The following is a 25,592-nucleotide window of genomic DNA, read 5'->3' on the forward strand; positions in this document are numbered from 1 at the left end:
GTTACAGTTATGACTGAACTACTCTAGCCGAAGTTGCGCTTGTCTGATGGGTAGCTGTAATAAAGTGGAAAAATCAGCCCATAAGGAATGATAGCGATTTCCGTTGCAGGTTCTCGTTCGGGGCCTTTATAGGCCCCGGACCGGTTTTGTCGTCTGGCTTGGCTTTCACGGGACAGGGCAACAATGATCGATCCCCAGACAATGAAGGGAAGCAAGGCTATCGCGATATAAACATAGCTTGTGTAATCCATCCCACCATGATGACCCGGCTTATTTGGCTGAACAAGAAATCCGCTTCTCAAAGGCAGATCGTTTTTAGCTTTGTTTTCTCAAATCTTCTGCTGGCAGCTATTCAGCGGCAACCATGGCAACGCCCGCGTCGATCGTGAAATGGGTTGGACGCAGCGAGACATAGCCATTGCGGATTTCAAGAACATGTGAATAGACGTTTTCGCCGTTTTCCAGTGTCGGCAGTTTTTCTTCATGCATGATGCTGATGACGATCGCGTCGGGGCAGCGTGTCTTAAGCGCGGTGTGAAAACGCAGCTTTGATGCAGGGTCAAGCGCGCCTGTGGCTTCATCAAGATAGATGATTGCAGGCTTGTGCAGCAGGATGCGCGCCAGCACCAGCTTCTGCTTCTGTCCGCCTGAAAGCACCATGTCCCATGGAGAGCCGTCGGCATCTGGATCGTTCATGCGTTCGATAAATTCGCCGAGTCCTGCTTCATGGAGAACCACAGCGATAGACAGATCGTTGAAGTCGTTCGCGTCATCCGGGAGGCAGACAAGCTGCTTGAGCGACACGGACGGAAACTTGGCTTCCTGTGGTGCATAGATCGATTTGGCCTTCTGCGGATAGATGATATCGCCAGTGCCATAAGCCCAAAGCCCGTTGAGCGCTTTGATGAAAGAGGTTTTACCTGAACCGGATTCACCGCGCATATAGACCCAGTCACCGCTGCGGATATTGATCACACCGGAACGCAGGAAAGGTGCTTCACTGTCAGGTCCCTGCATCAGCGTGAGGTTGCGAACAGAAAGACCAAAACGAGGATGCTGCTTGGAGAAGGTGAAGCGGTTGACGCCAGAACTTGCGTAAAACTCGCTCGGTTCCTGAACATTGTCGATAGCTTGCGCAAGACCTGTAACGCGACCGGCATTGGCGCGCAGATTGGCAATCGCTGGCATGACCTGAATGAACCACGAGCAGTCATTGATCATGGCGGCTACAAGCTCAGCGCCTGTAACATAATTGCGGAAGCTGACAGCGCCGCTCATATAGGGCACGAGGCCCGGAATATAGGCGATGATCCGGTTCGACATGAAGCCATAGGCCTGTGAGAAGGCGAGATAGGCGGCATCGAAACGATTGAGCTTGTTCCATGTGCCATCAACATCCTTGTAAAGACGCTTGTTGACGGAACGCTGCACAGCTTCGCCTTCAGAAGCAGAAATCTGGAAGCTGCGACGCAGAAGTGTCGTCCACTCACCACGATAGGAGCCTTCTGCTTTCTGCATGCCGAGGTTGAGGCGTTCAAGTTGACGGCCTATCTTGATCGCGATCAGCGTGCCAATCGGTACATAAATAATGATTGCCGTGAAGGCGAGAATGGCACCGCCATAGGAGCCAAGGAATTCCAGCCCGGTTACTTCGGTGGAGATTTCGAGCAGCTTCTGCCCGACAAAAAATGCGGAAAGCACCACGCCGACAACACCCATGACAAGACCAATGGCCCCGCCCGTCATGCCTTTGATGGATTCCTGCAAGCGCTGGTCGACATTGTCGGGAAGGTTTGCGCCTTTCCCCTGCTGCAGATGAAAATGCGTGTGATTGCTATCAAGCAGAGCGCTGGAGAAGCTGTCGTTAAGCCACTTGCGCCATTTGCGATGTAATGTCGTGGACAGGAGGTGCCGAAAGCCGACCAGCATCACATCCTTAGCCAGCATCAGCAGGATCAAAATGCCTGCATTCATTGCTATCGCCATCAGCGGATTTTGAACCGGTGCACTTTTGACATTGACGATTGAGTTCATCAGCAAGCCGGAGGCTTCGGCCACCCAAACGGTGGTCTTGCTGATAAAGGCTGTGAAGATGAAGATCGCAATCGTGAGGCCCCAGGCTTCCTTCCAGCGTTCGGATACCCAGTAGGCGCGCATAAGGCCCCAGAAAGATGTCATCTGGGACACGGCAGAGCTGTTCCTTGGCTGCAAGGATTGCTGATTTATCCGCCGTGTTGTTTTCAATATGCACCTCGTATCGATATGGCCTGTCACTGCGATTGTAACGCTTTGTAACAGATTGCAACAAACTGTGGTTAACGAAATGTTAATAGTCAACACAAATGGCGATCACATTTGCAGGTGTGTTTTGAAACACATCGCAAGGAGCTGAAATCATTGTGCTATTGAGAACGACGAATTTGTGTGAAACCCGGGTTTTACGCATGGTGTTGCGTGCGGGTCACGCTCATTCTGGCGTGCAATTTCGAGAATTTGCCGAAGCAGCGTCTCGCAAGTCAAAGCAAATCAGTATCATTTCGTGATCGGGAGCCGTCCAATAGTCAGGCTTATCGTGATATCTGACTGCCATAATCAACTATATTAAATGTGTTTGATCCCAATCAAAGAGATTGAAAGAGAGTCGGTCTAAATCTCCATCAGCGCGGTTCTTCGGGCACCATCGTGATGCTGCAGAAACCGGCCTATGGAGATGAAATTAGATGCGTAAGTTTGCTATCCCGTTCGCAGCATTCGGACTTTGCTTTGCGATGGCTGCTCCCGCTTTGGCCGAGAATATTGAGGTTCACATGCTCAATAAGGGTGCTGAAGGTGCAATGGTTTTTGAGCCTGCCTACATCAAAGCCAATCCCGGTGACACGATTACCTTCGTGCCAGTCGACAAGGGACACAATGTCGAGTCGATCAAGGACATGATCCCCGCAGCTGCGGAAAAGTTTAAGAGCAAGATCAACGAGAACTATGTTCTGTCCGTCACTGAGCCAGGTGCGTATTTCGTCAAGTGCACGCCGCATTACGCCATGGGCATGGTTGCTCTGATTGTTGTCGGCGACAATCCGGCCAATCTTGAAGAGATCGTTGCTGCTAAAAAGCCAAAACCCGTTCAGGCGCGTCTCGAAAAGGCAATTGCCAGCGCGAAATAATGGGCTTCAAATATGCAGCGGTGCTGCATAAATCCCCCTACCGCTAGAGCGCAGATATGCTTGATCAGAATAAATTGCGCTCTGGCTGCGGTTCCGTGATGAGGACGTCATGACAATAAAGGAAGGCCTGCTGGCCACCCCCGCAGCCTCAATTGCCCAAACAGCCCCCACAGCAACTCCTCCCGAACGCCGTGGCGCGATTGCCCGCGGTTACAAAAAGACCGGCCCGGCAATCTTCAGCTATGGATTTCGCCCGTTCTTTCTGGGTGGGGCAATATGGGCCGTTCTGGCCATGCTGCTCTGGATACTCTCTCTCACATTCGGCCTGTCGGTCGGCGGCGCTTATGGTGCGCTCAACTGGCATGCTCATGAGATGGTGTTTGGCTTTTCATCGGCAATTCTCGCCGGATTTCTTTTGACTGCGGTGCCTAACTGGACTGGCCGTCTGCCCGTTTCAGGAACGCCGCTTGCCCTGCTTTTCGGTGTCTGGCTTGCTGGACGACTGGTCTTTCTGGTGCCCGACTTTGTTAATCTCTATGCTGCAATCGGTATCGAAAGTCTCTTTCTGCCTTTGCTTCTGTTTATCGCCTCACGAGAAATCATTGCCGGTCATCAGTGGAAGAACCTCAAGGTCCTGATTGGCGTCTCCATTGTCATGCTGGCCAATTTTTGTTTCCACTATCTGGCGATCACGAATGGCGATATTGCCGCTGCCAATCGCGCCGGTGTCAGTGCTTATGTCTTGTTGGTGATGCTGATCGGCGGACGGATTATTCCAAGCTTCACGCGCAACTGGCTTAATCGCATGGGTAAAAAGCACTTTCCGGTGCCGTTTAATCGCTATGACGGCTTCGCCATTCTGGTTGGTGCCATTGCATGCGTGAGCTGGATTGCTGCGCCTGAACATTCATTGACCGCCATCATCGCAATCATTGCAGCGGTCCTGCATCTTGTGCGGCTTTATCGTTGGCGCGGATGGAGCGTGGCGAAAGACAAGCTGGTGCTCATCCTGCACATTGCCTATCTTTTTGTGCCTGCGGGTTTTGTCGCCATAGCGCTGGCAGCACTTGAACAACTCAACCCTTTTTCGGCGCTGCATGTCATGACGGTGGGCGTCATCGGCTGCATGATGCTGGCGGTGATGACCCGCGCAACCCGTGGTCATACGGGTCGTGAACTGGTAGCTTCGCCCACAACCCAGATTGCCTATCTCTGTCTGATCCTGTCAGCTCTGACCCGTCCTTTTGCGGAGATGATGCCGAATTTCTTCCACACTTTCCTGGCCGCTTCGGCACTCTTATGGATGCTGGCTTTCGGGCTGTATGTTCTCGAATATGCACCCATGCTGATGACGAAACGACGCCAGCGTACTGAATAATGGCTGGTGAAAATAGGCCGCTGGAGCGCATCCCGAAAAGTGGGATGCCGCTCTAGTCATTTGCTTTTACGCATTTCCGAACGCAAAAACGCTACGCACTTTTACTGGAAATGCTCTAAACGGCCAGCGTTGGTGCACGGATGGCATTTGCGGTTTAAAGATTTTACAGAATTAGGCTTTAGCAGCCTTGCTTTTCGTCTGTGGGATCGGGCTCATGCCTTTCAAACATCGTACTGCTCCCCGTCATCGGATACCGCCGCAAAAGTTCAGGGTTGAGAACTGGCCTGAGTACGAAGCTGGTTTGCGCCAGCGTGGCAGCATTACCTTCTGGATCAGTGAAGCTGCGATTGCGGGCTGGTTGGCTCCGCGGCGGACAACACCAGATGGCCAGTCGCGCTATTCTGATCTGGCGATTGAAACATCTTTGATGTGTGGCATCGTCTTCCATCAACCTTTGCGTCAGACAGAAGGCTTGATGACTTCACTGTTTCAGTTGATGGGCCTTGATCTCCCAGTCCCTGACCACACGACACTGAGCAGGCGCTGTTCCAGCTTGTCACTTTCGAAGGCTTTGGTTCGTCACAAGACAGCAGCACCTGATGAACCCATTCATGTTATTGTCGATAGCACGGGGTTGAAGATCTATGGCGCAGGCCAGTGGCTTGAGGACAAGCATGGTGGTAAATCTCCCAGAAAATGGCGCAAACTGCACCTTGCTGTGGATGCTGACACGGGTGAAATTATCGCTGAAGTGCTGACAGATCAAAGCAGCAGTGACATCAGCCAGCTTACAGCTTTGCTTGAACAGATTGTCCAGCCCATCACCAGCTTCACTGCTGATGGGGCCTATGACAGTGATGAAACGTATAGATCCCTTCGCCATCACAGTCCGGGTGTCAGCATTATCGTTCCACCACGCGCACGGCAGCTCCCAGCAGACATTTATGGCCCACCGGATCAGCGTGACTGGCATAACCATAAAATTGCAGATCATGGCCGGATGAAGTGGCAGGCCATGATCAATTATGGCAGACGTTCCAACGTGGAAACGACAATGGGCCGGTATAAATCCGTCAATGGGAACTGTCTTCGCTCACGCAAGTTTGCCAATCAGCAAACCGAAATCAAACTCGGATGCCGCATTCTTAATCGAATGCTGGCATCCACACGCCCGAATTCCATCCGCGTGAAAGCTGTGAGCCTGTAACCAAACATCAAAGAACGCAATCCGCCTTAATTGGCCTCCATGCAACAACGCCACGCCGAAGATCGACTAAAGCGAGGTGGAAAGCCGATTGCTATTCGATCCTCCAAGTACATGAACAACAACATTGAACAGGATCACCGGCGTATCAAACGTCGGATAAGATCCATGCTTGGGTTCAAATCCACAGTCTCAGCAAGCATCACTTTGGCTGGTATCGAACTCATTCACATGATGCGCAAGCAGCAGAGCATCTTCGCCGCAGCGACACCGCTTTCACTCAAACAACAATTCACAGCCCTCACAGCATAATTGCGTCTGCAGCCGAGGCATGCTCCGTGATGAACGAGTTTTTGCAACGGAACCCCGCAAACCCACCTTGCCACATCAAGGCCGCTGGAGTGGCGGTTACATCATCAGAACCATCTGCAATGACATCGCCATTTGTCAGGTTTCTCGCATCGCGTGTTGCACTTGATCAACAATCGGTTTCACAAGATAAGACAGGATTGAGCGTGCTCCGGTCTGAATAAATACCTCGACCGGCATACCAGGACGTAATTTGTCCGCACCGATTTTTTCGATATCCTTATCGTTGATGCGAAGCCTCGCCAAAAAATAAGAAACACCAGTCTGTTTATCCGTCATCAAATCTGGTGAAACATCAATTACATTTGCGAATAATTCTGGTGTTACACGCTGATCGAGGCCGCTAAAACGCAAACGTGCAATCTGTTCGTCGAAAACCTGATCAACATCGGTTGGCGACAACCTGGCCTCGACAATCAGTTCATCATCCACTGGAATGACACTAACCATCGTTTCACCTGGAGAGACTATCCCACCAACCGTATGGATGTTCAGTTCGTGAAGATAGCCAGAAATCGGCGCTCTGATCTCCAGACGGCTTAGTCTGTCCATCGCCGCTATCCGTTCTTCCTTCAATCTGGCAATTTCGGTGCGTTTCTGATCCAGTTCGGTAAGAATGCCCTCACGGAAATCCTCGTCAATCTGCACCTTCTGAAGCTCAGTCTGGCTTATCGCCTGCTTCGACTCCTGAATTTCTGCAGCAATTGCTGCCTTGCTACCAATGAGAGAAACCATTTCTCGCCGAACAGTAAGATACTGCGAGTCGGCAATCAGCCCACGACTGTGGAGATGAGCAAAGTCTTCTATCTGGCCGTCCAGCAGTTCGATGTTTTCCGCAACTGCCTGACGTTGGGCTTCCAAGGCCTGAACCTTTTCCTGATATTGATTGACCTGTTCGACGAGCTGTGCCTTTCGGCTCTCCATCGTCATTCTGCGCGCTTCACGAAGCTGTGTTTGACCATCTACCAACAGTCTTGAGCGTTCGTTCTCCACGCTTAAAAGCTCGTCGGGATAATCAATCTCGGGCTTATCCGCCTGTTCTGCAAGCAAGCGAGCTTCTTGTGCCAGAAGCTGGTCAAGCTGGCTATCGATGATGCCCAGATTGGCATCCGCCAGAGTGCGGTCCAAAGTAAACAGCAAATCCCCGGAGTTTACTTTCTGCCCTTCTGTGGCAAAAATCTTTCCCACAATACCACCATCGCGATGCTGGACATTCTTGGTTCGCCCCTGCACGATTACCTTTCCCGAACCGATGACCGCACCGTTGATTTCGGCATAAACGGCTACACCACCCAGACCAATTCCGAAACCGGCGCAAAGAAGCAGAGCTGCTGAGATCTGTTTGCGCAACGAATGGCCAATCCTGGTATCGATATCTTTATACTGCATGGACGTGCGCCTTGCTGTTGTCGTGCTGGGCGGCTAGTTCGGTAACATTGCCGAGAACCTCATCGCGGTCACCGAATGTTCTCTGTTGACCATTTTGGATGATGAGAACCTTGTTGACTGCAACGAGTGCACTCATTCGATGCGCGACAATGACCACGATACTGCCGCGCCGGCGCATTTCCTTCAGTGCATCGGACAGTGCTTTTTCGCCTTCCTGATCAAGGTTCGAGTTGGGCTCATCGAGAACAATCAAGAATGGATTGCCATAAAGCGCCCGGGCGAGCGCAATACGCTGCCTCTGACCTGCGGAAAGTCGAGCCCCTCCTTCTCCAACAATGCAGTTGTATCCGTCCGGCAGTCCGGTGATCAACCGGTGCACCCCAGCCAGCTTGGCGGCAGCAACAATCTCGCCGATATCGGCATCATGTCTAAAACGGGCGATATTCTCAGCGATCGTTCCTTCGAGGAGTTCGACATCCTGAGGCAAATATCCGACAAAACGACCACGATCCCGGTCTATCCATTGGTCAATGGTAGAGCCGTCGAGACGCACGGAACCTTTCAGAATCGGCCATACACCGGTCATAGCCCGAACGAGGCTGGTCTTGCCTGACCCTGAGTGACCTATAACACCAAGTCCGTCACCCGCATGAAGGACAAAGTTGACACTATGCAACAGCACAACCGCCTCGCCAGGCGCGCTCGTTGCCATCTGCTCCACGCGAACTTCGTTCTTCGGTAACGGCAGCCCGTCTGCACCATTATTGTCGTTACATTGGCGCAGAGCCTGATCCAGCCTCGCGGCCGCCTGTCGTGATGAAACGAATGACGGCCAATGCGATACCGCCTGTTCAATCGGTGACAGTGCTCTTGCCATGATAATTGACGCTGCAATCATGACGCCGGGGGTTATTTCCTGAAGGATCGCGAGATATGCGCCAAGTCCTAACATGGCCGACTGGAGCACCAGCCGCAGGGATTTAATGGTCGATGAGAAGAAATTGCTGCGATCAGATGAGAGCTGCTGCGCCCCGAAATAAGCCTCCAGCCGGTCATAAAAGAGTTCCGAAATCCGGTCTGTCATGCCCATGGCCGTTACGATCTCGGCATTGCGCCGCGAGCTGTCCATCAGCTTGGTTTTCGCTGCGCTTCGGTTGCCTACCTCCCGCGTAGGTCCCCGCGCCAGGAATTCATTTGCCACGACCAGCAGGAAGATCAAAAGTCCCCCCGCCACCGAGAGCAGACCGAGCAAAGGGTGAAACAGAAAGACCAACAGAAAATAGAAAGGCATGAATGGCATGTCGAAGATCGCAGCAGGCCCCGGCGAACCAAGAAACCGGCGGATTGCATCGACATCCCTCGCGGGGTGCACGCTCCCAGCTTTTTGCCCCGCCAGCAGCGGCATCTGGATATTCGCACGTAAGGCAGGTTGTGATAGTTTTGTATAGACCCGCATGCTGACCCGCGTCAGCGCTTTCGAACGCAGAACGTCCAACATCCCACTAAGCGTGTAGAGCCCCAGTGCAATCCCGCTTAGTACAACAAGTGTCGGCACGCTGGCGCTTGACAGAACGCGGTCGTAAATTTGAAGCATGAAGAGCGGTCCGGTTAGCATCAATATATTAAGAACTGCACTTATGAGAAATATTCCGAGGAATGCCGTTCGACAGGTTCGTATGACCTCGGACACCGATTGTTTGCCTTTATTCCCGATCATTTTGCCCACCCTTGTTAGATTTTTGTGTTTTGGAGGCAGAAAGCCAGAGACGCGAGGTGCTTCGCGCCCCTGGCGTGCCGGTTATGTCAGCACGTCATAACCGAAGATATGTCCCAACCCGCCGTCCGCATCGTTATCGTCAACTGGCGGGGTCGGTTCGATGACCGGCTCCTCATAGACAGAAGCCGGAAACAGTAAGTCGTCGACCTCACCCGCAAACAAAGGCTGGGTATTTTGCGCTTGCAGCGAGAACGACCTGAGATCAAGTACGTATCCGTTCGATGCTAGAGGGCCGTCCAGTGTCAGCCGCAGGGTTTGCAAACCCGCGTCGAGCTGGATTGAGATCGCTTCACTTTGTGCAAAGGCGGCACTGTTGAAATTGCTGCCTCCCGCATGACCGTCCGCAAGATCAATGACTCCGAGTTCGAGCCCTCCTGCCAGAGAGACCGCTACCGTCGCACCCGTTACCGGTGTTTTCGCATTGACCGAGAAACTGTAGGTCCCCGTTGAAGGCACATCGATCGTATACTCCACCCATTCACCGGGCAGTACGTGTCCGATATCATTTTGAGACCCGACGAATTCGACGTCGCGGCCAGGACGCACACCGTTGGAGCTATTGTCCAGGCCGGGATTGTCATTATAGGCCACACCCTGCCCACCTTCATCGAAATTGGTGGCGTCGACTGTAAGCGAACCGTTATCGAATGTTGGTGCTGTTCCACCAAACGGTGTCTGCACGACGACAGGTGTTAGCGAGAAGGAGCGGAAATCCTGACTGCCGCCCGAGAACGTAACACGCACGACCTGTTCCCCGGCATCCAGTTCGATCCCCTCTGCAGTACGGTTGAGGAAGGTCGACCAGTTTGCAGTCTGTGGATTGCTGATCGGTCCGCTCGTCGCATAAGCAGTATCTTCACCCGCACGATAGAAGCTGACCGTTACAGCACGACCAGCACCTCCCCCATTGGACAGCAGCATACCAAGATCATATAGGCCAGCATTAGCTACATCTATGGTGTATTCGAGCCATTCGCCGTTTTCGATCCAGCCTACATCGCCAGAAGCCGTAACTTCCACGTCGCCGCCAGCACGACCGCCGTTTGTACCACCCTGCAATCCGGCGGTATCGTTGTAAGCAACACCCTGCCCACCTTCATCGTAATCCACGGCATCAATGCTGATCCCGTCAGCGTCAACGAGGAACGGCGCTCCATTGACTGGTTCCTGACCTGAGCCCGGTCCGACATATTCATAGATCGTGACCGCATTCAGGGTTGCATTGTCGATATCGGCTGTAAGGTTGATGGTGATTGCACTATTGACGACTGTTACCACGGTCTCAATTGCAATCGGCTTGTCTCCACCTGCCTGGGCGAATGGGTCGAGGTTGGAAACAACCTGCTGACCATTGACGGAAATATCGAACTGACGCTGACCAGCCGAATTCCAATAGGTCTCCTGCGTATGCAACACGATGACATAAGTGCCGTTCGGCACGTCAATCGTCGCTGTCCAGTCCTTGCCGTCCTCATAGGTCTTAAAGGCCGACCCGGCTGTCGCATTCGCACCATTCGGATTTGACGCTTCATCAATGCCAATACCTGGATTGATGTTGCCGGAGAGTGTAACCCGTGGATCGGTTTGCGCGACAAGCGCCACACCGAGAACCGGATCGTTGGCGATCACACCGCCGCCGAAGTTGATGCCAAACACGAAGTCGCCGCGGCCTCCTTCTCCGGGTTCTTCCGGATCGACAGGATCAGTATCGGGATCGAAGAAATCGACCGTACCGTCATTGTCCCCATCAGTCTGCAGCGCATCATTCACGCCATCGCCATTGCTGTCATCAGAGACTGTCAGCTCGTATGGTTTGACGTTCTTGATGATGAACATATGGTCGTTATAGTCATAGTTTCCGGCTCCGGGGTAATCCTGGATTGCAATATATGTGCCTTCTATCGCGTTGCCATTTGCGTCGAGCGCCTGGAAAAACCGGATCAGATGGCCCTGATTGTTGCCAACGAGATGACCGAAATCCGGATCGATCTTGTTGGCTTCCGGATCACTCCAGGATGCATAGGTCGGGCGGCCATCAACCGATATGAAAAGTCCGAAGGGACCATTCTGGTTGATCGTGCTACGCGCAACTCCGGAACCCGAACCGGCTCCTGTCACATGTGAGCTAGGCAGAACTGTCTGATATTCCTGATCGTCCTGTGCAAACAGATTGGTGACATCAGACGAACCGAGCCCATGGAAACCAAGCCGCGCAACATTGTTTTGTTGCAGGAAGGCAGCAAGCTGGATCACCTCTACTGCACGACTGTTATCCAGTCGCTGCAAATAAGGCATCAGAACCTCGTCGCCGACCGTTTCGACAACGCCACCGCCCGCTAGCTGGCCCTGGGCCATATCGGTGCTATAACCGAAGGCCTCAACAATTTGCGCAACGGTCGGTTCCGATCCATTCTCGGAGTATTCCTGAGCAAGCCCCGCCAATTGAATGACCGTGGTTCCCTCAGTGGCATCGTCCGAGATGATCGTCAGTGTGGAGTTGTAAAGCTGTGCTCCAGCCCCGGTGCCAGCGTGTGTACCTATAAACCTGACGGTTATCTGGGCACTGGCTCCGGCGGCAATCGAAGTCGGGATGCTGCCAACAATTTCAAAGGCTAGCGGATTTCCAATAATGATGTCGCTGATTGATAGCGTTGCAAAGCCATCGTTTGAGATCGTGAAGGTCGCTTCATTACGGAAATTCTGTTGTGCATTTGCCGGATTATCTATGCTGGTGAAAACCAGCCTGTCATCCGCCGCTGCATCGTCCAGACCCGCAACCGTGATTTCCTGGCCGAAACCGACGGGCACCACACCTTCAATGACAAAAAGGTTGTCATTGTAGTCGTAGTTGATGCCCGTGTAATCCATCACGCCCAGATAGACATTCGGGATCACATTCCCGTTCGCGTCGAGCGCCTGGAACACTTTCACCGTATGACCTTGCTGCGCTCCGGGAACGACAACGCTGCCGGTCGGGTTCAAGCGGGGGTCGGTCGAGAGACCGGCAACGCTGATGCCGAAAACTTCGTTGCCAAGCCATCCATCTGGAATGTCATTCATGGTGAATGTCCGTGTCGAGAACGTCGTATCATTTCCGCTATTGGGCAGCAGACGTTGATTATCCGTTCCCTCGTGGTTCCAGAAGGTAATTCCTGCTCCCTTGTTGTTGGGATTATGAATTCCCATCGTCGCGCCGCCAGTTCCGTGAAAAGCAGCAATCTGCGTGATTTTGGCAGCTGAGTATCCCTCCGCGATCTTCCAGTATGGCGAAAGAATCTCGGTCTCGTCCGTCTTCGCAAAAACATCATTGGTGCTCAGCGTCGAATTTTCTCCGCCGCCGGTGAGCTTGAGACCCTCGATGCGGTTACCGAAACCAAAAATCTGCCATATCTCGTTGACGTTCGGCTCATGCCCCCCCTCATCGCGAGCCTGCCAGAAGCCTGCAAGTTCCACGGTAGCTATCGGACTGTCCGCATCATTGGTGCGTATTTTCAATGCACCGTTAAAGATGGTGGATGTTCCGTCGATATTCGATGTCGGCGGCGTGTATTGCGACCGGTCGAACAACACCTCAACGTCGATGAAGCCTCCAGCCGCAATGGTAAGACCATCGAATATGCCTGGATTAGCGAGTACAAACGGCCCGGTAATCGTTGCTTCGAGTATTTCAAGCGTCTCGGTGCCGCTATTTGAAATGCGTACCGTTCCACTGTCCTTGAAATCACGATCTGGTGCATCGGGATTTACCGCATCCGGGTTCTCCAGATAGGAGAAATGAAGCCGGTTGGTTAGATAGGCCGCATCAAGGCTAAGAATTTCGATATCCGCATTCGCATTTCCAGGTGCAGGTCCAATATCCAGATAATCAAGACCATTGGCACCGGGCGCATCAGAGACGATCCGGATTTGATACTGGGTCCCAGCCTCCAGTTCGACATAGATGGACTCTTCGCCCGCATCGCCGATGCCAGGGAAGCTGCTGGCATCTACAGCGACGCCGTTAATGTACCAGGTCAAGCCCTGTCCATTCGTGGCATTTGCATTGGCTGCAGTGTCGAGTTTGTAGATGCCATCAGCATCCACAGTGAAGTAGAAATCGACCACACTTCCATTGATTGTATTGGCCGAACCGTCACCTGCTTCCAGTTCGATACGACCAGAGCCGGTGATATCGGCAAAATCCGGTTCGAAGATGCTGATTGGCTGCTTGGTCATACGCAGAGCGTCGACGTTAGGGCCATTTCCGCCCGGAGCAGTGAGTGCAATCGTATTAATGCCGGATTGCAGATTCACGGTCGCCGATTGCAGCCCCCACGTCGTTTCCATGGCATTGCTGTTGGGATTGAAGGCCAGCAGTTCAACCGCCACGCCATTGATCGTCAGCGTCATCGGTCGTGCGGCCTTCGTGGCGGCCAACGCGTAAAGGAAATCAAGAGAATAGGTTCCCGCGTCTCCCGCTGATACTGTCCAGCTTATGGTCTGGTCATTGGTGCCGACAAAATCGACGAAAGCGTCACCTGACTGATTACGATCCTCAGTAACGATGGCAGCACTACCGTAGTCGGCATTTTCGGCCTCATAGACCACATAGGTGACCCCATCGATGATAACTTCACCATCGTTCGGCGTGGTTTCAGTGGCTTCCTGAACCAAAACTTCCAGCTGGTCGATATTCGGACCTGTGGCCTCCGTCGAACGCAGCGTCACGGTATTCTGGCCCGCGACAAGCGAAACCGGTATCTCGATTTCAGCCCAGACCGTCCAACCGTCAACACCAGTACTGCCGGTTGGCAGGAATGACTGGACGTTTACGATGGAACCGTTCACTTCCAATTGCAGCGGCCGGTCGGTCGCGGCACCATTCGAATAGCGGAACCTCAAGATTGCAGTCCCTGCATTATCGCTCGGAACATCAAAAGTGAAGCTGATAAAATCGGCATTGGTCGAACCAAAATCCGCATATCCGCCTGGTGTGCCATCAAGATTGTCCGTATTGCCATCAAGGCCGACAGCGCCTGGACGCAACCCGTTGACGTATCCGACACCGGTTCCTGTCTCCAGATTAGAAGCGTCCCGGATCTGGATCTGAGCATTCGGTCCAGTTGCGACCGTAACCGACGTGCCGTCGCCCGGTGTCTTGTCTTCCGCCTGAATCGTAACCAGCGTCACGTAATCAGAATCGACAGGCTCTTCACCCGGCGTGAATTCGACATTCGCGGTCGCAACGTTCAACGCATCGTCCGTAACCTCGAGCGTCGCTATGACCGGCCCTTCCAGTGAACCGAGGTCGATAACGAACCGGCCCTGACCGTCGAGGACAATCGTCGTCCTGGGACCATCATTGAACTGGATGCGAATTGCCGTGATGTCATCGTCCAGCCCGTTGACCTGGAAGATCGCCAGCGACGGATCGCTGACGTCGACTGCGACAAGAGCAAGATCGCCGCCCACATCTGCCGTCAGATCTTGTGTCACCCCACCTGGTGCGGGTGTCAGCAGGATCAGCTGGCTTGCACCGGTGCCACGATTAAGCGTCATAAGATAAAGTTGGCCGGTAATCGGATTCTGGATGATATCCAGTGGATCGATATAGTTGTTGATGACCGAACCGTCCGGTCGCCGCAGCACATCATCTCCGATGATATTGCCCTGCGCATCAACGCGGATCACACGAACATTATCACCCGTGGAGAACTGTGCGAAAAGGATGGCCCCTTTCAGATTGGATCCGAACGCATTCCCCGTATATTCAGTAGCCCCGTTTGGAGACTGATTGTATCCGAGATTGTAAACACCGTCGAAATCATAGTTTTCGTCAACCTGAACGCCGGTTTGGTATCCATCCGTGTTCGAATTGCCATCATTGCCGCCGACGACTTCATGCGGATCCTTACCGGAGGTGGGATTACCACCGTTGAGAACATATTCGTCACGCAGCACGTTGGGATGGCCGTAATAGCCGCCTTCCTCGATAGTGAAGAAGTAGTCGTACTGCTTCGGCGAGTTGCTGATTGTCGTATCGAGACCAGGTTGCGTCGGATCGGTCGGTGTCTTGCCGCCGGATGCCGTTCCATTGGTCGGCACGTACAGATTGCCGTTCGAGTGCCAGACGAGATCATAAGCGTTACGTACACCCGTCGCGTAGATTTTGAGTACGGCATCGTCCGCGAATGGATTGTACATTCCAGGATAGGTGCCATCTTCGTTAAACTGGCCGGACGGGAACGATGTCGTTGGCGCATCGCCAAGATTAATTGGTTCTGTGCGAACGTCGAACCCGCCTTCCGGAGCATCCCGTGTCGGATCAATCTCAAGAATAGCCGCATTGAGCAGCCGCTCCGGCCTGTTGCCCCAAGCTCCATCCGCCGCACCAGCAGCTGAGTTAGACCCTTGAGACACATACAACAGATAATCGGGTTCACCCACGTTGCCTGCATTAGGGTTGGCGCGGAATTCCAGACTGTTCGTCAAGTGGTCGCCACCGGAACGGGGCAGCCCGGTAATATAGGCCTCAGCGGTGGCATCCTCGAAGGAACCGCCTTGACCAAGTGTTATCTTGCTGACACGCCCGGAGAATTCCGGTGTCTGGAAAGCCTTGGATTCTCGCGGAATCGGCGCGTTGTCAGTAATCCAGATTGTGTTTGGATCTTCGGGATCGAAGACAAAACCGACAATGCCGCGACGTTCTCCTCCACCAGCATCCAGATAATCCAGTGAAAGCGTTTCCTGCGATGCCTTATTGATGGTTCCGTCAGCATTGACACTCCACCGATGCACTTCGCCGGTAATCGTGGCGACATAGAGCTTGCCGTCAGGACCAAATTCCACGGATGTATATCCAAACGCGCCGTCACTGAAGCCGTTGAGCAATGTATCCGTCGTAAAGGCCACTTCGCGCGGTACATCGACAGGTGCTTCACCGGTCACAAAAGTCGTCGTGAGGTCCTGGAACTGCCGCAACTCCCCATTGGGATCCGTTATACTGCCAAGATCCATGACATCCTGAACCTTGAGCGTATAACTTGTGTTCTCCTTCAGTTGCTGCAGCGGACGGATTGTCATAGAATCCGCGCCACCACTGATCTGGACGTCGATAAGGACTTCTATGCCGGTGAGCGTCTCCACCAGCTTGATGTTTTCCACATAGGAAATGTTTGGGCCACGGTTGCCCTCCGCCTGAATATTGACACCAATGACAAAACTTGAAGTTGGGTCGATATCAGTTGGCAGCTCTCCGTTCGGGCCGATGGCGATCGATACCTGACCGTCCTCCAGTGAAGCGGCAACAGGTGCTGTAAAGAACGAATAGTCCAGATCCGCCGACCGCCCGTCACCGGGGGTGAGATCGGGTATGCGTTCAATTTCAAGATACTGGATTTCGGTGTTGGTTCCACCAATCGAGTCAATCGTCAACCGGCCATCGGTAACCGTTACAATGCCTGTCACCAATGTTGATCGGAAACCGCCGCCGTTCTGTGAACCGTCAATTGGGTTTGTCGGCACCCAGTTCGGCATGAAGTTCTGGCCCTCGACATTGATAACATAATTGCTATCAAAGGCACCGGCGGTATCCCCGACAGATATCACGACCTGATAGGTGCCGTCTTCAAGCGCCATCTCCCATGCACGGGCATTATTAGCCCCGCCGCCGGGATATTCAAAATGTGCGTAGGTCTTCTGGAGATCGGATGCACCGGTGGCGATATTCTTGTACCAATGGGCATTGGCGGTCTGGTTTGCTGCGATGGTGCCGTTAGCCGTTCCATCGGCGACACTTGCCTCCGTAACCCAACCATAGGAGAACCCATTGCCGCGGTCCCCAAAAGCCAATCCCGTATCGGCCAGATAGCCCGTTGGCGTTGTGTAGCCGGATGGGAGACCCTGTGTAGTCTGACCCGGAGCTGGTTCGAAGTTGATCTTGACGACCTCCTCGAAGCGAACAAGAGTACGTGGATCGACAGGACCAATATCGCCCTCACGGCTAATCGTGACATTGTCGATATTTGGACCGTTGGCTATCTGGTTGATGAAGGATACCGTATTGCTACCGGCTTCAAGCTGAATGTCGATTGTGACATCGATCCAGTTGGACCAACCCGAGTTGGTGTCGCCACCAACTGGTATTGTCGACTCGAATGCAACCGTTTGCTCGACGCCACCAACCGAGATTGTCATCGGGCGATCCGTCACTACGCCATTTGCATAGCGGATCGTGAGCTGATACGTGCCCGCAGACGGAACGTCTATATTGAACGACGCCATATCACCGACATCATTGCCAAAATCCATATAGCCGCTACCTTCGTAGCCTGGCCGCAGGCCATTCGCGTCGTAGATCTGGCCGGGACCACTGTTGCCAGCGTTAGAACCCGGTTCCTTGTTGTCGGGCGTACGTGCGACAGTGTCGGCTGGTGTCGAACTATTTGCCTCCACATCACTGACGCTGAATGTTTCGGCCTCGATTGTGGCAAGGAACGGCGGTACCGGATCGACACTACCATCGACGAATTCAAAAGTCGCCTGATCGATGTTCGGTCCATTAATTGCCCCGGCTGGAATTTCGAGGCGAACCGTATTCGCCCCCTCGGTCAAGGTCACTTCAACCGTTTGCTCGACCCATGACGCCCACCCGGTTGCTGTCGATCCTGAGCCGACAACAGGTCCAGGAACGAAATCAACCGAGACTGGCGTTCCATCATTCAAAATGAGGTTCAGCGGTCGGTTTTCTGCCGCGCCATTGGCGTAGCGGAAGGTGACCATGTAAGTGCCAGCGGCAGGTGCATCGACATTGAAAATAATACCGTCGCCGGGATTTGTGCCAAAGTCGATATATGCACCACCTACGGCACCATCACGATAATTGCCGAAAGCATCAACCCTACCCGGATTGACCTCGCGTGTCAGGGACGTATCGCTGTCGCCAGTTCCGGTATCGTCGACAAATACTTTTGAAGCGTCTTCCGCCTGTATCGTGAAGGGCGGAACGGTGACCGGCTCGCCAGCAATGACGAAGTTCATCGTCGTTTCGGCCTGGTTGTTTGCATCATCCGTAACGATGATTGTCGCAACCTGATTGCCCGGTGCCAAAGCAGAGCCATTGACCGTGAAATCGCCATCGGCATCCGGGAAAACCTCGACACGGGTCAATCCACCGTCAAAGCTCACTTCTACCTTTACAATATCGTCGTCCACGCCCGCGATATTGAAGTTGATAGAGGCCGCTTCGGTTTCGTTCAATTCGCCCTGTGGGCCGGAGAGGAACAGCGGAATATCGTCCTCATCTGCTGACAGATCTTGCTGGTCCGGTCGTGTGACATCAATCCTGTCGATGTTCGGACCTGTGGTTGCCCCTTCAGGAATTGCGAAGGAGAAGGTGTTCGCGCCCGCGAGCAATTCCACCGTCACCGTCTGGAATAGCCAGTTGTCGAAACCTTCTGCCGTTCCCGCGCCGTCCGGGTCGGTCGAGACGAATGGCAAGGAGATCGCTGCATCGTCATTGACAACAAAATCCAGAGGCCGGTTCGTGTTGGAAGCGTATCGGATGTTGAATATGTAGGTTCCAGCTTCAGCCACGTTCAGCGAATAGCTGGCTTTGTCACCTGCCGTGTCGCCGAAATCGAGGTAGCCTGTTCCAGTGAAATCGGGCCGCAAGCCTGTTGGAAGATTTTGGTTGTCTTCCGGGTTGGACGGGTCGCGGATCGTTGTCACGGTCGAGTTTGAACCGTTATCGAGCAATGTAATGACGGCCTCTTCCGCCTGGATCGTCAACGGCTCAAATGGAGGTTGTTCTCCCTCTTCGTTTACTGTGACCGTGAAAGAGACGGATTCCGAGTCCAATGTTCCGTCATTTACAAAAACGACGACCTCATAAACACCAACAGGTACGCTCGCGCCAATTTCTAGCGAGCCGTTCGTTATCACCATCCCGTCAGGGAGTGGTGTACCGTCGGAGAGCTTCGCCACATAGGACAGTATCGCGCCCTCGTCCGGATCAATGACGCCAAGTGCGGAAGCTATGTCGATTGTCTGCTCTGTCCCCTCTGCGAGGCTGACATCCGCAATGGCGGCATTTTCACCGAGTATCGGTGCTTCGTTGACATCATTGACTGTAATTGCCAGCGCGCTTGTTGTTGCAAGACCATCGGCATCTGTCGCGGTGATCTGAACCGTGACGATCTCACCGGCTTCGTGATCAAGAGAAACGCCTTCCGCGAGGCGAAGCACATTTCCAACAATGACAAAGCGGGTGTCGGTGGTCGTAAAGCTGATTGCACTGGAATTACCATCCGGGTCTGTTGCGGACAGCAGGCCGATTGCAGCACCAGCCACATTTTCATCAACCCCAGCATTGTCCAGTGCAAGGTTGACGGGTGGCAAGACGGGGGCTTCAACACGGGTAAAGCTGAGCTTGTCGATGCGCAGATGTTCACCTGAATCGGCCATGCCCGTTAGTGTCGCAAGGGTTGTCGCGTCAACAAACACTGCAGTGGTAAAGCTGATCGTCTTCAGGTTTCCCGCCTGACCACCACTTCCTCGCACCTGTCCCGGATTATCGAAAGTTCCATTCGCATCGAAAGTAAGGCGGTCCGCCAGAACAGTGTCACCGATTGAAAGCGAGAACGTCGCAGTTCCATCCGTTTCGTCATAGACGGTGATCGCAACCTGATACCACCCCTCACTCAAGCCATTGGTGGCGAGATTGGTTGTCACACTGCCCGACTGATTGGCATTTGTACGGATGACCTGATTACCGGAAGCACCGGGCGTCACTGCAGAGTAGAAGCCCAAAGCTTCAGTGAGCCCTGTAAACTCCTCAGCTTGAACCACGGTGACATCGCCTATGGCTGGCCCGGCAATGAAGAATTCAAGCTCCAACTCGGCCCGCAAACCTGAAGGATCGGTGGCAACAATCGTGATCGTCCCATCTCCCGCCTCCAGCGGCGTTCCAACAATCACGCCTTCAGCATTAAGGTTTAGTCCTGCGGGCAAGCCTTCAACCGACAATATCAGCTGGTCGCCATCAGTATCCGAGAATGCATCCGCGAACAGCGCAAGATCAATTCCGTCGATTTCCTGACCGATCCGGCCCGAATAGGGTTCAAAGGCAATGCCGCCATTGACAACCGGGGCATCGTTTACGTCCTCAACGGTAATATTGAACGTGGTTGAAGTGACGCCACCATTTCCATCGTTGGCAGTGATCGTAATGATATACGGCTCCGGACTTGGTGCGGCCTCAAGTCGGCCCTTCAATGTCCCCTGATCAAAAACCAGATTGGCAAAGCCGGAAACCGGATTTCCGGATGAATCCGTGGCCGTCAGCGTGTAAGACAAAGCATCGCCATCGGCATCAATGAACGGCATGTCAATTTCAATGTCATCCCGCTCAGGAAGTACGAGGTCAGCAATCCCACCGCCAATGACATCGGGAGCACTGTTGACGTCCGGATCGAGATTGCCCTCAACAAGCTGAACATTGCTGAATGAGGCTGACCCGATGCCGTTGCCTGATGCATCATCGTCGGCAATGAAGACCAGCGATGAAATCGTTTTGCCAGCATGTGCTGACAAATCAATCGTTACCGTGAAAGTTGACCCAGGAACGCCATTATTCCCGCCACGCAGATCAACGAAAGCCGCCTGGTTTTCGGTCCCGGCAAGCTGGTAAACGGAGCGGTCGCTTATCTCGAATGGCGAATTATCATCGTCAAAGCCTACAGCGACAATCTCCGAAAGATTGGAACCAAGCGTCACTGTGAGCACCAGTTTCGTACCTTCGGTGATCGTGTAGCTCTCACTTAGCGGCGCACGTTTCCAAAGGTTTCCGGCAAGATTGAGAGTCGCCCCGCCATCGGTGACAGATGCGCCTGTGCCAACATCCTGCGTACTATACGACGTGAGCGTGCTGGGATTGAAGACCAGCCCCACCGGTTCAGGGGAAGCAGAAGCCTCCTGGACATTGAGCGTGAAGGTCGACTGCGTCGCCAATGCGCCATCCGAAGCCGTGACGACCACACTGATAGTCGACTCGGTATCGAAATCAAAGACAGCACCATTGGCGATAACAATCTGACCCGCCGCATTGATAAGGAAGCGTGTATCACTGATGCTGAAGCTGATCGCATCCCCGACATCCGGGTCGCTGGCCGAGACAACGCCGACCACAGTGCCGCCCGCCGCGTTTTCAGCAAATGCGGCCTCACCCGTGAGCGCGATCTGCTCGGGCGCTTCATTTTCGTTGGTAATGACGATGGAGATATCCTGCATCACGCTGGATGAACCATCGCTCACAGTAACAGTCGCATTCAGGATGCCATCACCGTCAGCATCAGCAGGATTCTCGAAATCAGCGGACGCGTTAAGGCTAATGACGCCATTTTCATCGATAGAAAGTAGCCCTGCATCAGCGCCGGATAATGTGTAACTCAGGCTGTCACCATCATCGTCGGTGGCCAGTACCGCACCAACCACTGTTGAATTTTCAGAGACCGCGAAGCTCGCGTCGCTCGAGATTTCCGGAGTACTGTTTTCTGCTCCAATAGTAGCAGTTGCGGCGGCGCTGGCTGTATTTCCGGCGCCATCCTGCACGTTCAGCACGATTTCAACTGCGCCCGGCTCAAGAGCACCCAGATCGAGAACAAATTGGCCGTTCGTCACTGTCACGGGAAGAGGTGTATCGCCACCAATGGAAACGGTAAGGGAAACGATATCGGCATCAAGCCCGGAAACAGCAAATATCGCGCTCTGGGGGTCCGAAAGGTCCATGATTATCAGCGTCAGATCGTTCCCTTCGTCTGCCGTGAGATCGTCAGACACATTATCCTCAGGGTCGTCAGTCACGGTTACGGTGATAGACTGTTTGACTATTGACCAGCCATCGGAAACAGCGATCTCCACCTGATAAACATTGTTACCATCGTTATCGCCCGGATCTTCGAAATCCGGCGCAGACACAAATGACAAAACGCCGGTCTCCTGATCAATGCTGAACATGGCGTCATCCGCACCTTCGCCAGTCAATGAATAGCTCAGCGCACTCCCGTCGATATCGGTCGCATCAATATCGAGCGCAACAGTAGAGCCTTCAAGCACAGAAACGGCAGTCGCACTGGTGATGACTGGTATGAAGAAAGACGGTTCTCCGCCGACTTCGGTTATAGCCACCGCATCAATATTGGGCGCCTGTCCGCTTGTCGCCTGCACAATGCCGATTGAATAAGGCCGCTCACCTTCAAGCGTCACCGTAAATGCGAGAACCTGCCAGTTGAAGAAGCCTCCCGTATTGGTGTTCTGCGGTGCGCCTTGCTGGACGCCATCGACTGCCACGCCAATCGGCCGATTGAACCCATCGCCGGTGCCCGTCGCACCGTTAGCAAGTCGAATATGAACGACATATTCCCCCGGCGGAACATCGAGCTCGAATGTGGCACGCACACCGGTTCCGGTTCCGTTGATGTCAAGATAGCCATCGCCGGTATAACCCGGGCGAAGACCGTATTCGTCGAACTCCGGAAGGCCTGGATTGGATTGTCCCCCGGGATTGTTGATACCCGCCCGTTCCTGATTTTGTGTGTGCGTGCGTATCAAAGTGTCATTGGTTGCGACAGCATCTCCATCGGGTATAGCTGTAAAGTCTTCGGCCTGGATAAGCAGCGGCGTGAAAGTGCCGGGCTCGACTGATGAAGGTTCAACCGATACGGTTAGCGATACGGATTCCGACTCCAGTGTTCCGTCACTGGCGAAAATCTCAAGTGCATAGGCTCCCGCCGCAACCCCTGGGGCGACAACAATCTGGTTTCCGTCCAGTGTAATACCATCCGGCAGTTCGCCAACTGTCGCACGCAGGCCATATGTAAACGTGTCGCCATCAATGTCGCTGATGAAAAGGCCGGTCAAGTCAATGGTACCGCCCGTCGCAGGAATTGTCTGGTCGTCAATGGTTCCGGAGATTTCCGGCGCATCGTTCACAGGTACGACGTCAACCGTGATTGTATTTATAGCGGTGGCACCCGCCGGATCACTCACTGTATATGTGATCGTCGCCTGACCGGAGAAATTGGCGTTCGGCTGGAAAGTGACCATGGTCCCGTTGATGGACACAATTCCTTCACTCGATACCGCACTACTGATTGTTAGCGCATCGCCATCGGCATCGTCGATGTGAGTTAAAAGGTCGACAATGATCGCATTGTCTTCGTTTGTGGCAGCTGCGACAGCATGAGCGGTTGGCGCCGTGTTTTCATCCACCGGCGGTTCACCCGGTTCCACGAGAGCAACAACAATCTTATCGATATTTGGCCCAGTCGCCTGTCCTGTAGGTGGCAATTGCAAGCGGAGTGTATTCTCACCCGCAGCAAGTGTGACAATGACAATTTCCTGCGTCCAGCCCTCCCATGCAGTCGGCGTTGCATTATTGATCTCACTCAAAGTGTCGTGGTTATCGCCAACGCCAATAAGCTCGGCACGGTCTGTCGGAAGTTTGTTGGGCGCGATAGACGGTGCAATCTGAAATGTATCGAGCAACGTCACCGTTGCACCATCAACAAGCTTCAGCTCAAGCGGCCGTGCAGAACCGCTGACATAGGTGAGCGTGATCGCGTAGGTGCCGGCTGTCGATGCCGTAAAGGTAAAATCTGCAACTGCGGCGCGTGCGGCATCAACAGTCGCACCACTACCGACCGCCCAATCGAGGTAGCCTTCACCTTCTGCGCCAACGCGGAACTGTTCGTTATCTGGAATTGTGTCTGCCGAGATGGACCTGTTCGTCAAACCATTGATATTCTGGTCTTTCGAAAGCTGTGGCGCAAGATCTTCCCCCTGGAAAACGAAAACATTCGGGTCAGGATCCCTAACTTCCAGATAGTCGATATTTGCACCGCTGAATCCGTTCGACGTCAAACGTACGACGTTTTCGCCCGCAACCAGATAAACACGCGTTACCACCTCATCGTAGGATGTATTGCTGCCGGTATTTGGCATGTCAAACATACGATCCCAGAGTGCGCCATTCACATCCATGCGCATTGGACGATTGTTCGCACTCGCCGAATAAAAGGCATAGCCTACTGCAAGATCATAGTAACCAGTCTGATCGACATTGAATGACCACTCGATATATTCTCCTGAACCGGAATTAAAATCCCCGTTCAGACCGCTGAAATCGACGTAAGCATCATTGTCTGCCGCATTTGCATTGGCCAAATCTGTGCCGGTCGCGGTTGATGCAGAAACCACTATGGGATTTGTGGTCACGCTGGGGCCCGTAGTCCCAATGACAGCATCTTCAGCTTGTATACGAAGTGTTCCAAGCGCAAGCTCTTGAATCGCCCCCTTGTCGGGCTCTGGCGCAACGATCTCGTTGACAACGGGTTCACCCTCATCCGCCAAAGTCTCTTTCAATGTCGAAACACTATCGTCGGCGCTCGGTTGCGCGCCCTCCAGGTTGGACAACGGGGGGGTATCGGCAACAGCACTTGGCCCATTCGCCGTTTCAACACTTTCGGCAAGCGTCACCGAAACGCCCTGTCCAGAAAGCCTTTCACCTTGACTGGCGGAACCTTGACCGCCTGCAGAATCCGGCACTTCCACGTTATTCACAGCAGCTGCAGCGTCGCCACTGTTACCATCACTCATGGCTGGCCCCCTTGATGGATTGGACGTGTCGCTTCCATCAACGTCTGGCGCCGCCGCTATTTCAGCGCCCGGCAACTCATTTCCATCAGGGGCGATGTTTCCCCGATCATGCCGGAATGCACCATTAAGAATGGAACTACGATCGAGTGTAAGTGCGAGGGCACCAATAGATGCGAAATTCACCGCCGCAATCGTGCTGGCACCAAGAGTAAATTCAACTTCGCGACCAGCCAATTCCTCCTTGAGCACAATACCTGCGATTTCCGGCCCTGAATTGTTGAGGGAAATGAACGACAGCCGATTTTCCCCGGCCACCAGTGGCAGTTCCAGTGATACGATCTCCCTGCGGCTCCAGGAGCCTGTGCTAGGTAAGCTGATCGTGTCGGAACCCACACCTTCCACGACCAGAACAGTATCCCGCGCCTCGTCCCAACCATTGCTGTAGGTTATAAAAACCTGATGTCGACCGGTTGCGGGAGCACTCACCGAGAAATGCGCCCCGACATCCCTGACATCATTTGTCGCGCTCGTAAGATCAGCGATGGTCAGTTTCTGATGAGGATGGCTTTGTCCGAATTCGGTACCGTTGCGTTTTTTCATTTCCATTCCCCTGGGCCGTACGCGATCCAATATCGCCATCGTTGTTAAGTGGCTAATAAGGGGACTATGGCTGCTACGCTG

Annotated in this window: 8 protein-coding genes and 1 pseudogene; 4 read left to right on the top strand and 5 right to left on the bottom strand. The window is 53.5% G+C overall.

What is annotated here, in order from left to right; translation table 11 throughout:
* Nucleotides 1-23: 23 nt before the first annotated feature.
* Both ACSME1_RS14125 and ACSME1_RS14130 read right to left on the bottom strand, forming a co-directional pair.
* A complete protein-coding gene (locus ACSME1_RS14125) occupies nt 24-251 on the bottom strand; it encodes a hypothetical protein (RefSeq protein WP_024895586.1) in 228 nt (75 codons plus the stop codon).
* A 97-nt stretch (nt 252-348) separates the two neighbouring features.
* Nucleotides 349-2,187: an ABC transporter ATP-binding protein/permease gene (locus tag ACSME1_RS14130; RefSeq protein ID WP_024895585.1), complete on the bottom strand. Its 1,839-nt coding sequence runs from the start codon at nt 2,185-2,187 to the stop codon at nt 349-351.
* Nucleotides 2,188-2,720: 533 nt separating this feature from the next.
* On the opposite strand from ACSME1_RS14130, the gene ACSME1_RS14135 reads away from it, so the two are divergent.
* From ACSME1_RS14135 to ACSME1_RS14150, 4 genes and pseudogenes are all read left to right on the top strand, one after another.
* Nucleotides 2,721-3,161, top strand: a complete 441-nt coding sequence (locus ACSME1_RS14135) for a pseudoazurin (protein ID WP_024895584.1) — start codon at nt 2,721-2,723, stop codon at nt 3,159-3,161.
* 109 nt (nt 3,162-3,270) lie between these two features.
* On the top strand, nt 3,271-4,539 hold the full coding sequence (locus tag ACSME1_RS14140) for an NnrS family protein (RefSeq protein ID WP_024895583.1): 1,269 nt from the start codon (nt 3,271-3,273) through the stop codon (nt 4,537-4,539).
* Between the two features lie 214 nt (nt 4,540-4,753).
* Complete coding sequence (locus ACSME1_RS14145; protein ID WP_024898621.1) at nt 4,754-5,746, top strand: IS5 family transposase; 993 nt, start codon at nt 4,754-4,756, stop codon at nt 5,744-5,746.
* Nucleotides 5,747-5,812: 66 nt separating this feature from the next.
* Nucleotides 5,813-6,055, top strand: a pseudogene (locus ACSME1_RS14150) (DDE-type integrase/transposase/recombinase); the annotation flags it as partial.
* 135 nt (nt 6,056-6,190) lie between these two features.
* Here ACSME1_RS14150 and ACSME1_RS14155 read toward each other — a convergent pair.
* The 3 genes from ACSME1_RS14155 to ACSME1_RS14165 all read right to left on the bottom strand — a co-directional run bounded on the left by ACSME1_RS14155 (nt 6,191) and on the right by ACSME1_RS14165 (nt 25,511).
* On the bottom strand, nt 6,191-7,501 hold the full coding sequence (locus ACSME1_RS14155) for an HlyD family type I secretion periplasmic adaptor subunit (RefSeq protein ID WP_024898687.1): 1,311 nt from the start codon (nt 7,499-7,501) through the stop codon (nt 6,191-6,193).
* A complete protein-coding gene (locus tag ACSME1_RS14160) occupies nt 7,491-9,218 on the bottom strand; it encodes a type I secretion system permease/ATPase (protein ID WP_024898688.1) in 1,728 nt (575 codons plus the stop codon). Before ACSME1_RS14160 ends, ACSME1_RS14155 begins: the two co-directional genes overlap by 11 nt.
* Nucleotides 9,219-9,299: 81 nt before the next feature.
* The gene (locus ACSME1_RS14165; RefSeq protein ID WP_435655412.1) at nt 9,300-25,511 is read right to left on the bottom strand and encodes a carbohydrate-binding protein; all 16,212 of its coding nucleotides are present in this window, start codon (nt 25,509-25,511) and stop codon (nt 9,300-9,302) included.
* Nucleotides 25,512-25,592: the final 81 nt, after the last annotated feature.

It is taken from the genome of Brucella pituitosa (genome assembly GCF_965577835.1).
In the GTDB taxonomy this organism is placed as follows: domain Bacteria; phylum Pseudomonadota; class Alphaproteobacteria; order Rhizobiales; family Rhizobiaceae; genus Brucella; species Brucella pituitosa.